Below are 14,844 nucleotides of genomic sequence, written 5' to 3'. Positions count from 1 at the left end.
CATCAACCAATCTTTACATTATGACAAAAAAATTATCCTTAGCCTTTTTATTTTTCATCTCCTTTTCGGCTGCATTTGCGCAAAGCACCCAGGAAATGGTGGAGAAAATCGTAAAAGAAGCAGAAGGCAATTCAGAACTTGAAAATCTTGCGCATGAATTACTGGACGTTGTAGGTCCAAGACTTGTTGGGACGCCTCAAATGAAACAGGCTAACGACTGGGCGGTAAATAAATACAAGAGCTGGGATATTGATGCGAGAAATGAAGAATGGGGAAAATGGAAAGGCTGGGAGCGCGGTATCACACATGTAGACCTTATCTCTCCAAGAATTCAGAGCCTTGAAGCACGACAGCTGGCCTGGAGTCCATCTACCGGCAAAAAAGGAGTGCAGGCTGAAGTTATCATCCTTCCGGCAGCAAAAGACTCTATGGACTTTGTAAATAAATTGAAGTCGGTTAAAGGGAAATTCGTGATGATCTCGATGCCACAGCCAACAGGAAGACCAGATGATAACTGGGAAGATTGGGCGACAGAAGAGTCATTCGAAAAAATGAAAAAGGATCGTGATAGTTTAAGTGAAGTTTGGAGAGAACGTACTTCAGCTAGCGGATTATCTAGAAGAGAATTACCTCAGGCACTGGAAAAAGCAGGAGCAGTCGGGATCATTTCGTCTTACTGGTCTCGCGGATTTGGCGTAAACAAAGTTTTTTCTTCGTATACCGAAGAAATTCCAACCATCGATATTTCACTGGAGGATTATGGGATGCTATACAGGCTTGCAGAATATGGTGATAAACCTGAATTAAAAGTAGTAGCTGAATCTCAGGAGCTGGGAGAAGTTCCTACTTTCAATACAATAGCAGAGATCAAAGGTTCAGAAAAGCCTGAAGAATATGTGATTCTTTCAGCACACTTCGATAGCTGGGATGGCGCAACTGGTGCAACTGATAATGGAACAGGAACTATCGTAATGATGGAAGCGATGAGGATTCTTAAAAAGTTGTATCCAAATCCAAAAAGAACCATTCTGGTAGGACACTGGGGTAGTGAAGAACAGGGATTGAATGGATCCAGAGCTTTTGTGAAGGATCATCCGGAAATCGTTGAAAATACACAGGCTTTATTTAATCAGGATAACGGAACTGGAAGGGTAGTAAATATTTCTGGAAACGGATTCCTGCATGCATATGACTATATAGGACGCTGGTTGTACGAAGTTCCAGAAAATGTTACTACGCATATTGAAACCAATTTCCCTGGATCTCCAGGAAGAGGAGGATCTGATTATGCATCCTTTGTAGCGGCTGGAGCACCAGCATTCAATCTAAGTTCATTGAGCTGGGATTACTGGAATTACACCTGGCATACCAACAGGGACACCTATGATAAGATCGTTTTTGACGATGTTAGAAATAACGTGATCCTTACAGCGGTACTTGCTTACATGGCTAGTGAAGATCCTGAAAAGACATCCAGAGAACAGATTAGCTTACCAAAAAGTCGTAGAACCGGAGAGCAGATGACTTGGCCAGAGCCACGGGATGCAACTCGTAGAGGAGGTCTGGACGAAGATTAATAAATTAAAACATTACTAAAGCGGTCAATTTGCCAATTTCTTTTTGAGCACATTGGCCGCTTTTGTATATCCTCCATTTCCACCATCTATAAAGTGGATATGTTCATCTGTCTTTATGTTTCGAACATAGCAGGACATGATACTTTCTTCACTAATATGAAAACCATATTTAATGAGACCCTGTTTTTCAACACTATCAAGGTATTTGAAAAGTTCTTTTCTTTGATCTGCGCTACCGGTGATCACCGTATTAATTCTGCCATCGAGGCTTAGATTATCAGATAATTCCACCATTCGCTTTAAATATGTTTTTCCAAGATTGGTGTTTCTAAGATAAAACTCCCCGAACAGGCTAATCAAAACTCCTTTTAGAAATTCCGGAATATTACTGTCACCCCACTTAACCTTTACATCATTGCTAATTCGGTCAAAACTGGTGGACATTTTAAGCTTGTCTGTAGAGATTGGTCTTCTGCGTTGCGTGGAACCGTAGATCTCGTTGAGCTTTTCGAGAATATCTGAATAAACTTCCGGGTAGTTAGCATCACCGCATCCAGCTATAAGAAGGCTTAAAACTTCCTGGTTTTCCAATGGTGGTTTGATCTTGTCCCATTTACAATCCATCCCGGATAAATTCAGAGAAATTTGATCTTCTTCGATTTGCGGGGATTCAGGTCTTTCTTTGATAAGCTTTTCTGCAATTAGTAATCCCTGACCCATGATAATCGGGATCACCAGAGATTCTGTAGTACTTACGCGAGCTATCTTTAATTCGATCCCATCCCGATAAAGATCTTTCACAGGATAAGTTCCCAATGAAAGTTCAAATTCAAAATTCTTCTGAACGTTCCTGTTGTGTTTCTCAAGAACAGATAAAGCTTTGGTAGTTATACTATCAGGTATTAAAAAAGTAGCTCCATCGCCTCCAAAAAAGAATGGAACGGTGATCCCTTCAAAAATGGACAAATTAAGTATAGCGATCACACAGCCGGTAGCTACCAGGTTCACTTCTTCATGCCTGCCTTCGTTGACTGCTTTGGTAGAATCCCGAATATCTGCAACCAGGACATGCCAAGTTGGTGGAACCTCCTGAAAATTGCTTCTGTCTCGAAAAAGTTCATGAATAGCCAGATCACTAATCGGGACTTCGGTATAGAAATTACGATGCTTGTCCATCATAGAACTTCTGTCGAAATGGATGTGTAAAAATTTCGGATTTTAGAATTAATTGAGCTCAGCACCCACAGCTACTGAACAGTCATGTCCAGGTTGCCCGTGTGGAGGATTAATCGTTGGAGTGGCGCTCTGCATTCTAACAGGGCTAGTGGTCATAGGTTGGGCCGGAGTGTTTCCCTCACTTGTAAGAGGAGCTCCTACCGGTAGTTCACAACGATGACCTTCTACGCCATGAGCAGGATTGTATTTAAGCTCACTGCCTGCTGCCATATTCGTTTTCATCGAATTCGCAGTGCTTATGGTTTCTTTTTCTTCGGAAGTTTTCTCTTCTTCTTTTTTAGTCTCCTCACAAGCGATGAAGGCTATGAACAGAAGGCTTAAAAAACTAAATTTTATCAATTTTATCATATGGCTATCTTATTTAGTAAGTGTATCTAATTCTTCTTCTGAAATATTCAGAAGTCCTGATGCCGGCAATCTTTTGGTCATTTCTTTCCAGTTTTCATCTGTAGCGAAAACTTTCTTGAAAATTGGTCTTGCTTCTTCCATTCTCCCACTATTAGCAAGAGCTACAGCTTTCCAGTATTTCATTTCCAGGTTTTCAGGAAACATTTTTTCTGCAGTACCATATTCCTGAAGTGCTTTTTCCATGTCGTTGGCTTCCACAGCAAGGTCTCCTTTATTCATATGCTCGTAAGCACGGTGCACCTTCAGTAATCTTCCAAGTTCCTTGATTGGAGTTTCGTGATCATCCACTCTAAGATCCACCTTTTTATCTTCCCAGCTTTTTTCGGTTTTTTCAGGACCTACGACAATAAGAGCAGCAGATTGTTTTCCTCGTATATCACCACCGGCTTCCTGCGCGGCCAGCATCACAGCGACCACTCTTTCAGCTAAAGCAAGATCTGAATTCGTAGCATAGGCATTTGCCATGGCAGGAACTACATTCTCATTTAACATCATATTTGCCTGTACAGAAAAATTATTACCCTGTATATCTTCCGCAGCCTGAACGCATTTATCACCAGTATAGGCAGAAACATTTCCGTTTATATCCAGAAATGCAACCTGACGGAAAGCACGGCCTTCATCTTCATCTACCATTTTAGCCAGCGCGATATCTGCAGGCATTCCATTTTCCATTAATTCAAGTCCCTGAGGACCGTAGGCCGGATTTACAAAGGATTGAGTAGCAACCACTCCAACACCAGATTTGCCCCAGGATACTATAGAACCCACCGAAAACCAGTGACTTTGAACGCCTACAGCCATTTCACCGGTGACAGTATCTCTGGCAACAATTGAAAATGTATGCGCAAAAGCGCTTTTTTCATGTCCAATATTCTGTGCGTGAGTGCTGAATATCGATAAACAGAAAACTGCTAAAACTAATTTTTTCATACTTAACGAACTTAAAGTCTAAAGATATAGAATAAGACTGTAAATTTTAGAATTATGTGGTAGCGAAGTCAATGCCGATTTTTATAAATTCGTTCAATGGCCTCATAGTTCAATGGATAGAATAGAAGTTTCCTAAACTTTAGATCCAGGTTCGATTCCTGGTGAGGCCACTGGAAAGGGTATAGCCTTAACCAAAACCTTGTTAATCTTTTGATTTTCAAGGTTTTAATTTTTTTTGATATTATGTGATATCGTTTGAAATCAAGTATTTCGTCACGCAGATCGTCAACATTTTGTCAACAAAAATTCTTATCTTGAGGAGGCGTAAACCTGCGCGATCACTGATTTGACTTTCGTATTAATGTTTCATTTTAACACGTCAAATCATGCGTACTTCGTCAACATTTTCAGTATTGTTCTGGATATACATCCAAAGAGAAAAGGGCGGTGAAGCCCCTATTTATGTTCGTATATCACTGGATAACAAAAAGTTAAACATCAGTTTAAAGCGTAAGATTGCCATAGAATTATGGGATTCCAAAAGGCAAAGATCAACTGGTGTTGACGCTTTCGATTTAGAGCTCAATGAGTTCCTAGACCACGAATACTCTATGCTTTTTCAATATTACCAGGAATTAAGGATAGAAGGTAAGGTTCGATCCCTGGAAAATATCAAGAAAAAATACTTCGGGGAGACTGAAAAATTGTACTCTTTGGAGGATATATTCGAATACCATAATACAACTTGTTTTTCAAAGTTAAGGCCGAATACTAGGCGGCTTTATAATACCAGCCAGAACTATATCCGGAAATTTATTAAACAGGAGTTTGGTAGAAAGGATTATTACCTACAAGAGTTAGACTATAATTTCGTATTGAAGTTCGAAAACTTTCTAAGGATTCTAAAGCCAAAACATTATCAGAAGAATTTGCAACATAATGCGGTTATGAAGCATATTCAACGACTGAAGAAAATGATATCATTGGCTTACCGGATGGAATGGATCGATGAGAACCCTTTTTTAAAGTTTCAATCTACTTTAGAAGCCAGGGAGCGAGAATTTCTATCATCAGAGGATCTTAGGAAGATAGAAGACAAAGATCTTGAATTAGAAAGATTGGAAAGGGTACGGGATTTATTTGTTTTTAGTTGCTATACCGGGATAAGCTATGGAGATTTAAATTTACTGAAACCTGAAAATCTAACTATTGGCATTAATGGCAAACTATGGATTGTAACCAGAAGAATGAAAAATGGAAATTCTGTAAAAGTGCCCTTGTTGAGAAAGGCCGTTTCAATTATTGAAAAATATAAAAACGATATAAGCTGCCAGGTAAATGATTCTTTATTGCCTGTGATCTCTAATCAAAAGGTCAATCAATATCTAAAGGAAATCGCAATAGCTTGTGAAGTAAAAAAGCATGTAACTTTTCATTTGGCCAGGCATACTTTTGCTGCTACGGTAGCTCTATCTAACGGAATGCCTATTGAAACAGTATCGAAAATTTTAGGGCATAAAAACTTTCTACTACCCAGATCTATGCAAAGGTTGTGGAGAGAAAATTGAGCGATGATATGGATTTTCTCCAAAAAAGACTCGATGGAGAAAATGGAGATATTAGTAAAGAAGTTTCAATTAGCTGATTTTCCAAAAAAGAGGGAATATTGCATTGGCTGATGGCAGCAGGTCTTTGTTAGTTAATTTGATAAATCCGGTTTCGTTTGTTTTAGCTTGTTGAAAACATGTCTAATTATGGCACTTAGCGATTAGTATATTAGAGAGATACTTCCTCTCTTTTTCCTCATAAATTAAAACTCAATGAATCAATTTTTTTATTAAAATTCTTCTGCTTTATGCAAGAGAGTTAAATTTTTTTCTTCGATTTCAATCCTAGTTTCTAAATGGAATGGTCTGGAATTATTTCCTTTAGTGGAGCAAGCATGTCCAATAATCTAAGGTGAGGTTTAAAGAAACACTCACTAAATGCGTAGAGCATATACAACGCGTGGGTTACTCTTATTTTACATATTACCCTCAATATATCTTGCTGATTTTGGACGTATTTTATATTGAAATCCAAATTGCAATCCTATTCTAAAATAAGATAACTCATAACTGTAGGCACTATTATTATCTAGCAAACCAAGATCATATTCAGTTCGTAATTTTATACTGTAGGAAAATGAATCTGTTATTTGTTTTTCCAAACCGAACTGTCCTACCAAGCTGAGCTTTTGCTTTGAGAAAAATTCATCTTCAATCACACTTTTAACCATATCTTCATTTTTATTATAGAGTGTTCTTTTACCATTCTCAATGGTTATAATCTGAAGACGATCCTCAATTTTCAAAAAGTAATCGTTCAAGCTTAGAAATTGACCACCTAAACCAAAAGATATCCTAGTATCCTTTTTATATCCCATTGCCATCCATAATTTATTAGTAATGGAACTTTTATATAACTTAATTCACTAAGATAATGTGATCCTTCTTCAACAAAACTAAGTGCCTTACCGTTATAAGTTTTTTCCGAATACTGCATTCCCCCTTCTACCTGCCAGGAATCTGATGTATTATATTTAATTGAAATACCTAAATTATATCCTCCAGATAGGCCCTCACTTTCTACGTTAGAATCGCTCTCTGAATTTAAGGCTCCAAGAAAAAATGGGTTTAAATTAGCTTCCAATCCCCATTTGTTTTCCTGGGCTTTGACATTTAATGAAATCAAAATTATAGCAACTATGCCCATTTTTTTATCATCTATTCAATATAATTTGTTGGTTCGATTCATTTTTACCGGTAATTATTCTTACACCAGATTCGCGGTACAGAGGCTGTATCAAAAATGCACAGGCACTGGTGCGCCTTGGTTGCATTTATAAGACAAGCAGTGTACCATTACTGTATTGGCACTGTACTACCTGTGAACAAATACTGGAATCTTTTATAAACAATACAAACAGGCAAACAATAATAAACTGCCAAATGACTGGCAGGCATTTTTTACAAATTTAATTCTTTTGAAAAAAGCCCAGAGTCCAGGATTAAAGTTTCCATCTCAGGATGATTTTAGATGCTATTTCTTAGCTTTTTACTAGCCTTTGATGTATGATTATACTGATGAATAAAAAAATCATTAATTGCCCTTAAAATGCCGTATTTAAACGTTTAAATGTTTTCCATTTTATTAGGTTTAATTTATAGCAATTTGATGTTCCGCTAGTCATCAATCATGAATTCTCAGCTATTTTTTCTCCATTCAAATAGCAATTTCGGAGTAATCCTGAATATCTAAATTCTAGATGCTCCAAAAAATGTTTTATTGATAAAAGTGTATTCTCAAACTTTTTACAATTAGTGCTTTCTTTTTAGAAAGTTCTGTTTGTTAAAAACAAGAATCCTATTTCATGGTAATTGCATTGCTGAAGAATGAATTAAATTACAAAAATCATTTACTTTTTTTACCTGGCGCATTTTCCTTTTGCTCTTCATTGAATTTTGCATTCAGATCAAAATGAAACTAATAATGCCTTTTATAATTTACTTCTTTCAGAGCTGTATGCATTACCTTTTGATGCATGACGGCATTTCAGGATTTGAAATTAGAAAAGGACTTATAAAAAGCGAAGCGGCTTTATGCAGTCCGCTAATTTCAAATGCTATTGATTTGGCATCAAAAGGTAAGGCTATGAACGATCAGAGAATTATGAATGATTGATCGGTCTTTTACAGTGAGCCCTTAATTATGGAAATCTATCCAGCGGACTTAAGTCATAAAAGTTCTTCGATTAAGTACTTTAGAAATCCATCATACTTTTTTGACTTGGGTCCAAGACGTTATGAATGAACCTCTTTTTCTGAAACGTAGCATTTGCGAAGAGAAAGGAAATGGGGTGAGTGGGATACTCTAAAATATTGTTTTTCCGTGAAAAATATATCCGTTTATAAGGCCTTCGAAGGTTTTTCCGTGAAAAATTTTAGAGTAGAATTTCTAATTCATTCAATTTGTAGGCAATAAACAACAAATAGGCTCAAAACTAAGGGGGAATGGATTGTAACGGGGCTTTGCCCGTTACCCTCTTGCTATTCCATTCCTTCATTTCATTTTGGAATTCTCATATTAATTACCTAAACCTAATAGTTTTTAGAACGGAATTTCCATCATTGAAAAGAAGGAACATTAGAACCAATTCTTCACTTAAAAACTTCAACACTTTAATAGGAATTATTTAATTTTTTAGAATTAGATAAATTTTTTTCTACATTAACCTAATTTACTTTCAGGGATTTAAATTGATCATAATATGAATATAAGTACTTACTTATTATATCCTGAGCATTTTCCTATTTTCAAGCTGAAGTTGTTTTTTCTAGTATTTAGACTAAATCCAGAACAACCAATCCTCTCTATTTAATTTCTATAGCCTCTATAATCTTTCTGCTAATATCTTAAATAACACTCACAGCAGTCATGTAAGTAATCTAGGAGATGGAAGATTTTAAAAGTCTCATTTAAAACCAATCGAGCTATTTGGAGATTTCTAGGAGAACTTCCATAAAAAGTTTTTCCAGTTTTTAAGGAGGTTCAAGATTTGTTCAATGAAGCTCTGGTTCCAAAACGAAGTCATGTCGTAATAGAGGTTGATGGGGTTTCGGGTGTCATTACAAGTATTCTCTTAAAGTTTGTTCCTTTCATTGGGCTGAGTGTGTGTAACTCAGGTAAAGGAAGTTAAAGGGATCCCATTTATTGATCTCGTAAAAACTAAAAGGGTTGTGATAAAAATCACAAGGAAATTGAGAATAAACCTCTAGAAAATCACCTTAGGAACTCCTTAGCCAGGCATTCTTTGTTATAATCACTATGAACAGCTAGTTAAAAAGGCGTAAAATCTTCAGTAACAACAATTGAAATAGCAATTTCCGAATTACAAAGATTTTTGAGTGATCACAGACATTATAGGGAGACTTACAATTACTTCCCTCTGAAAATTGAGAAACTATTAATGGTAGTGAAAGTTTGTCCTAAATGGATAGTCACTGGTTAAAAGCTTTTCTTTTTACTAATTTTATAAGCTAAAAAAAAGCCTATGATTTTAATCATAGGCTTTAAATGCGAATTTGATCTATTCCAACTAAAACATTTATTCGCATATTAGTTTTACCGTGAAAAAAGAGAAATGAAACTAGCTCCATCAGCTTCAAATTTTAGCTCTCCATTTTTCGGCTTTAATGATTTGCCTTTTTTAAAAGATTCCTTGCTATTAGTAGTATATAGGGTAAATGAACTTACACTTTCCGGAATTCCAATAATAGTAATTTCTCTAGTTGCGCTTTTATTCACCAGATGAAGAGCATATTCACCGTTTTTTTGATCTCCGAGGGCAGTAGCAGTAATCATTTCTTCTTTAGAAATAAGAGGAATAACGTTTAGTCCTTTAGGAGTGGTGCCCAGTTGTTTCAAATTAAAAAAGCGTTGTGTGGGATGTAATTCTTCTTCATCATTACCAAACACTCCACCGCCCGATAGCACCGAATAATCTGAGGTCAACTGCCACTGAAGAATACTCAATGGCTGGGCTATTTTCAGTATTTTTAGGTAAATGCGTATTTCCTCAAGGGCATAAGTAGACTCTTCAAAGATTTGGGGATATCTCCATGCCCCTGCATCAATACTACCTTCACCAACAAAAAGAGGTTCATCAACACGATTCGCAATATCATGCCACTTTATAAGGTTTTCATCAGTCCAGCCTCTCCAGGAATGAAAAGAGACACCACCAATAAAGGGCAGGCTTTCCGGATTTATCGACGCCTGAGTGGTAAAATCCCAACCATTGGCATCTGCCGTATCTCCAAGCAGAAATTTGGTTTTTACGCCTGCATTTCTAAAATACTTTCCAAGCTCTTCTATCAATTGATCGTGTTCCTCAGGCGTTTGTCGCACATCAATTCCAAGGTCCGATTCGTTAAAGGAGAACATCACGGTCTCCACGCCATATTCTTCTTTTAAAAATAAAATATAGGCAGTAATTGATTTATAAATTTCTTCCTTTTTGGACTGATCTAATTGATTCCCCCGGCTTCCGTCAAGATTGACTCCCTCTGCTCTTTTACCTATTATAGCCCAGTCTGGGGCAAACCAGGCAGCCAGAATCACTGGAATACCTTTTTCATCGAGTCGTTGCGCCATTTCCATGGAAGCTTTTACTTTCGGATCTAACTTTCCTTTTTTCGCCTCAGCTATTGGATCCTTGTCAGGGTCTGGATGCCACTGTTTCCATGGAAGTTCTACTCTGCTCCAGGCCACCCGTAAATTTTCCAGTGCATAATCTATCACCTGAGGATCTGCTTTCGGATTTTGTAAACGAAAGTTGCCTCCGATTCCATCAAAAGCATTTCCTTCCTGATCTGGATAAAGTTTCAAAGTCACCGGGGAATTATCCATTTCTCCGGAAACTTCAATATCAAAGGAGTTTTTATAAGTTTTATTTGCTGCAATATTTCCAGTTGCGATAGCAAAATTTAACTGGTATTCTGGATTTAGAGAGTCTGCCCCAGAAGTAATAATTAATTCGGTGGCCTCTTTTACGATAATTGTGATTTCCCGGTTTTCTGAATTGACAGTTACAGATTTTACAGGAGCTTTATATTCAGCATTTTTAAATTCTGAATGAAAATTTGAAACAGTAATCGTTTCGGGATTGCTAATTTTGAAACTGGCGTTTGTGCCAAATGCTTCCGGTAGTTTTATTCTGAAATACGCTCCCTGCAGAAGCGTGTCTTTTGGGGAAGTGAAATCTACCTGAATATTGGCTTTTCCTTCTCCGGTTGTTTGAAGCTTTTGATTCCAGCTGATGTCACGCATTCCGTAATTGAAGGTTTTAACTCCATTTTCCCTTTTAAAGTCCGTTTTCTGACCTTCCTTCCGGGTTTCCCACTCGTTACCGTTTTTATTTATAATCACAAGACTGGAGTTAAAATCGAAAAAACCGTTTTCCGTTCGAATTCCCGTAAGGTTGCCCCAGGTCTCGAATTCAGCCTGTGCTGAGACTTCCTGAGCCACACCCGTGACAAATAGTAGCAGGATTAATGTATGCTTAATTCTTAATTTCATCTTTAGTTAATGTATTTGAAAAATTATATATCTCTTTTACCCGTTTCGGGCTATTTGCAGTTTGTAGCCAGTTAGACCAGACCATAAACCAGGACCATTTTGGCTGTTTTTCCAGAATGTTTGGTTTTGGTAATTCACCCACTTCTCCAAGAGCAATAGGTTTACCCTCTGCGAGTTCCAAAAGTTCCTCATAATCTTTCTGTTCGTAATCATAATGATAAACATCGGTGGCCAGTATATCCACAAAATCAGCTCCCGGATAAAAATCTTTATACGGAAATGCTTCATCGTAAGGAATATCCCGGGGAGCATTCGCATTCCAGACCCAAATCAAATTATTAAGCTTATGATAATTGGTTAAACGGTCGTAAAGCATTTTCCAAAGCTTTTTATATGCATCCGGATTATTTCCCCACCAGAACCAAACCCCGTTCATTTCGTGGTAAGGTCTCCAGAGAATGGGTACGCCGGCTTCCTTTAATTCTTTTAGATGCTGAGCAAGATTGTCTACCTGCTTTAACCAATTTGTATGTGTAGTAGAACCGAGTGTAAGCAACTGATGCCATTGCTCATCGCTAAATTCATTCTGTACACTTTTACTCCAGTTATAAGGAGGATTTTCGGATGGTCTCCCCACATGCCACATAAGGGTTATTATTGAACCTTCGTTATGTTTTTTGATGGTCGCTTTTACAATTCTTTCTCCCGGATCTTTTTCCCCATTCCAGTAAAAGTCGGTTCCCCATACCGCCGGATATTTACCGGTAATTTCCTGGGCGAGATTATAAAACTTATCGGGGTCTTCGTTATAACTATGCTGCCCGGCTAAAATTTTGCCATTTAAGGAATAAATATATTCTAACAACTGTTTTGTTTCAGGACCGGTGTTTGGATTTACGGGTGTTTGCCCATAACATAGAACAGAGGCAAGCAATCCGACAAAAAGGATCATTTTTTTCATTTATTCTGATTTAAAAGTTGGTCTGCAGCGAGTACTAAAAAGATATAATCTGTAGTGCCGCCTCCTAAAACATATTCGGTTTGTTGCCAGAGAAATGGCCATTCCAGTAATTCAGGAAAATCCGGTCTTATTAAAGCTGTTCCAGATCCAATTCCACCCGGAATAAACGAGAATTCCCCGCGATTCACTCCATAGGCCTGGGTTAATGATCTCGAGCCAACTCCAGATGCGAAAGAGGAAGTATTCACGCCCGGGTGAGAACCAAGCACAAAATTCAGGGCATTCAGCATATATTTCTTCGGAAAGATTTCGGGATAGCTCGTATGGAAATAATATTGTTTCATTCCAAAATTCTGAATTCCCCAGCCCGCGCCCCAGATATCCGGTTCATAAGGCATTCCGTAAGGTGTTTTTTTACCTAACTCTACCACCTCTTCATAATATTCCTGAACAGCAGCCTTTATCTGATTCTTAAAATTATCATTTTGGATTAGCGGTAGGGCAGGCCCGACGATCCATCCGGTATTGCTAATATTAGCTATTATTGCTTCCGAATTGTTCACAAGAAAATCTGAATATTCCTGTTTATTAGTAGTTCGAAGCATTTCAACGGCTAGTTCGCTTTTTTGAACAAATGATTCTTTCTTATGTGTGTTCCAGATTGATTCGGCGATCGATAGGCATTCTTCAGCAAGTTCTGGATTAGAATTTTTCAAAACTCTAGAAGCAGCTGCAAGGGCTGCAGCGGTAGAAAGTTCTCTCCCCGGATTTTCTTCAGTAAAAACCCAGCGATCATCTGGAGCTCCCTCTAGGCCTACAGGAATCTGTTCATCTGCTTCAGAATTCGAAAAAACCTTATTATCGCTATGATTTACGGGGTCTCCCAGTAGAATGTATTGTCTTTTGGTAGGCACGATGATTCCGCGATAAAAACGCCCCATAGACTTGTAACCTCCAACGATTGAAAGAACACCGTGTTCTATTTGCTGTAACATATCGGGTTTGCCGTCGGGTTGAAGAATTTCTACGATCCGGGTATTTTCATCGATGCTGGTATTGTCGTAATCTACCCCGAAAAGTTCATAAATATGAGACAGTCCCTGAACCGTTGAAGCCTGGGATTCCACTCTAAGGTCATAATCCCCTGCATCGTGCCAGCCACCAATATTTATTCCGGGCACGTGCTCTCCGGATTCATACTTCGTAAGAGTTTCAGATCCTTGTAAATAACCATCAAAATGGTTATAATCTGTAGGAGCCATTCGCGCATCATCCATATGGCAGAGGCCATGCCAAACCTTATACCGGTCGTTCACGCGCATATGACACATCTGGACAGGTAAAAAATACTCAAGCGTTGGTTGCCAGACGTTCCTTTGAAAAACCTCTTCACTAATCTGAAAAGCTTCAGTGGTATAGTCCCCATATTGAACCACATACATCCCGGGTTCTTTGATGTGAGTAAAATCCATTTGATAATATTTATATCTAAGGAAGTCGCCCCATTCTTCAGGTCGTTTCGAAATCACTTCAGTATAACCGCCTTCATTATCAATTCGAAGTAGTTTTGCTTCTATTTTTCTGCTATCATTTGGATCTATTTCAATAACCGCTATTTTTTCCTGGGCAGGATGGTAACCCACCTGGGAAACCTGTACTACTGGGGAATAAATGAAGTCCTTTAGCGTATTTGGAGTAATAAGCCATTCAATAGCATTTTTAGTTTTTCCTGCGGGTACCAGCGATCTTACTATAAACCAGCCGTTACTATGAATAGCTCTGCCATCTAATAATTCCAAGCTATTTTCACCTAAATTTTCAATATTTATGGTTTGTTTTGGAGTTCCGGGTGCGATAACGAGCTTATTTCCCCTGGCCATAGGTTTTAACCGGAATTCATCTTCATCAGTATAATAACCGGGTCCATTGGCCTGCCTGTTAAAAATCCCAAAATCATCATCCATATAAAAGGATTTTCCGAAGAGGATTCCGGGGAAAAATTCAATATTCATTCCTACTTTTCCTATCCATTCTTCCGGTAGAGGTTTATCGAGATCAACTATGATTTTAAAGGATTTTCCCTGAGGAATTACCTTAAGTTCGTAGCTCATTTCAAGCTCAGGGTAGATAATGGGATTAAATCCTTGTCGGTCTTTGGAAGGATCTGGATAGCTCATATGCACGCTTATTTCCTGCTTTTCGCGATCAATCTGTCGCTCTCCAACCTTCGGAACAGGCTGCCATTGGCCGGGAGCAGGTTCAAGCCTTAGATCTCCATTGGTCGCGACACGAATCCCATTCTGGATAATGCCAACTCCGCCCTGATGACTTTCCGGATAAAAATCGTGGGCAAGCATAACGTTTGCTCCCCGTCTTTCCAGGTATTCCAGGTCATTAATCCTGAAAATATCTATAGAATCGGAAGTTTTTTGAGCATAAATATTTGCTATGCCTAAAATTGAAAAGAGTAAAATAAAATTTCGCATCATCTAAAATTAGAAACTAAAAATAGGCCTATGTACGAAGCAGGACTTAATACTTTTTTATCTATTTCCCATAGGATATTTTCAGCCGTCTTTCTTATTGAAATCATTGCTATATATTTAATCT

At 38.0% G+C, this 14,844-nt stretch carries 11 protein-coding genes and 1 tRNA gene; 4 read left to right on the top strand and 8 right to left on the bottom strand.

The genetic code is table 11. The annotated features are described in order from the left end of the window. Positions 1–20: 20 nt before the first annotated feature. On the top strand, positions 21–1,577 hold the full coding sequence (locus ACSHZO_RS05645; protein WP_298245861.1) for a M20/M25/M40 family metallo-hydrolase: 1,557 nt from the start codon (positions 21–23) through the stop codon (positions 1,575–1,577). 24 nt (positions 1,578–1,601) lie between these two features. On the opposite strand, the gene ACSHZO_RS05640 is transcribed toward ACSHZO_RS05645, so the two are convergent. From ACSHZO_RS05640 to ACSHZO_RS05630, 3 genes are read right to left on the bottom strand one after another with little or no spacing between them, the layout of a single operon-like run. After that, positions 1,602–2,756: a DUF3095 family protein gene (locus ACSHZO_RS05640; RefSeq protein ID WP_298245862.1), complete on the bottom strand. Its 1,155-nt coding sequence runs from the start codon at positions 2,754–2,756 to the stop codon at positions 1,602–1,604. A 45-nt stretch (positions 2,757–2,801) separates the two neighbouring features. After that, on the bottom strand, positions 2,802–3,161 hold the full coding sequence (locus ACSHZO_RS05635) for a hypothetical protein (protein ID WP_295178152.1): 360 nt from the start codon (positions 3,159–3,161) through the stop codon (positions 2,802–2,804). A gap of 9 nt (positions 3,162–3,170) precedes the next feature. Next, entirely contained in the window at positions 3,171–4,154 is a 984-nt protein-coding gene (locus ACSHZO_RS05630; RefSeq protein WP_298245863.1) for a DUF1028 domain-containing protein, read from the bottom strand. A 98-nt stretch (positions 4,155–4,252) separates the two neighbouring features. Between ACSHZO_RS05630 and ACSHZO_RS05625 the strand changes: the two genes are divergently transcribed. Both ACSHZO_RS05625 and ACSHZO_RS05620 read left to right on the top strand, forming a co-directional pair. Further along, a tRNA-Arg gene (locus ACSHZO_RS05625) sits at positions 4,253–4,324 on the top strand. A gap of 216 nt (positions 4,325–4,540) precedes the next feature. Further along, positions 4,541–5,722 (top strand): site-specific integrase, encoded by a 1,182-nt coding sequence (locus ACSHZO_RS05620; protein WP_298245864.1) that lies wholly within the window; start codon positions 4,541–4,543, stop codon positions 5,720–5,722. A 455-nt stretch (positions 5,723–6,177) separates the two neighbouring features. On the opposite strand, the gene ACSHZO_RS05615 is transcribed toward ACSHZO_RS05620, so the two are convergent. Both ACSHZO_RS05615 and ACSHZO_RS05610 read right to left on the bottom strand, forming a co-directional pair. After that, a complete protein-coding gene (locus tag ACSHZO_RS05615; protein ID WP_298245865.1) occupies positions 6,178–6,585 on the bottom strand; it encodes a hypothetical protein in 408 nt (135 codons plus the stop codon). Next, a complete protein-coding gene (locus tag ACSHZO_RS05610; protein WP_298245866.1) occupies positions 6,540–6,908 on the bottom strand; it encodes an outer membrane beta-barrel protein in 369 nt (122 codons plus the stop codon). The genes ACSHZO_RS05615 and ACSHZO_RS05610 overlap by 46 nt, the downstream gene beginning before the upstream one ends. A 777-nt stretch (positions 6,909–7,685) precedes the next feature. Here ACSHZO_RS05610 and ACSHZO_RS05605 point away from each other — a divergent pair. Beyond that, positions 7,686–7,877, top strand: coding sequence for a hypothetical protein (locus ACSHZO_RS05605; protein WP_298245867.1), 192 nt, complete (start codon positions 7,686–7,688; stop codon positions 7,875–7,877). A 1,440-nt stretch (positions 7,878–9,317) separates the two neighbouring features. Here the strand turns inward: ACSHZO_RS05605 and ACSHZO_RS05600 are convergent. Genes ACSHZO_RS05600 through ACSHZO_RS05590 form a run of 3 tightly spaced genes read right to left on the bottom strand, consistent with a single transcriptional unit; the run spans position 9,318 to position 14,723 of the window. Then, positions 9,318–11,273: a hypothetical protein gene (locus tag ACSHZO_RS05600; protein ID WP_298245868.1), complete on the bottom strand. Its 1,956-nt coding sequence runs from the start codon at positions 11,271–11,273 to the stop codon at positions 9,318–9,320. After that, positions 11,257–12,234 carry a glycosyl hydrolase gene (locus ACSHZO_RS05595; RefSeq protein ID WP_298245869.1) on the bottom strand — a complete coding sequence of 326 codons (978 nt, stop codon included), beginning with the start codon at positions 12,232–12,234 and terminating at the stop codon, positions 11,257–11,259. Before ACSHZO_RS05595 ends, ACSHZO_RS05600 begins: the two co-directional genes overlap by 17 nt. After that, positions 12,231–14,723: a glycoside hydrolase family 9 protein gene (locus ACSHZO_RS05590; protein WP_298245870.1), complete on the bottom strand. Its 2,493-nt coding sequence runs from the start codon at positions 14,721–14,723 to the stop codon at positions 12,231–12,233. Before ACSHZO_RS05590 ends, ACSHZO_RS05595 begins: the two co-directional genes overlap by 4 nt. Positions 14,724–14,844: the final 121 nt, after the last annotated feature.

The organism is Christiangramia sp. 3-2217-3z, assembly GCF_051195275.1.
Lineage (GTDB): Bacteria > Bacteroidota > Bacteroidia > Flavobacteriales > Flavobacteriaceae > Christiangramia > Christiangramia marina.
The sequence above is the reverse complement of the archived record's forward strand: the minus strand, read 5'-3'. Positions and strand labels throughout refer to the sequence as shown.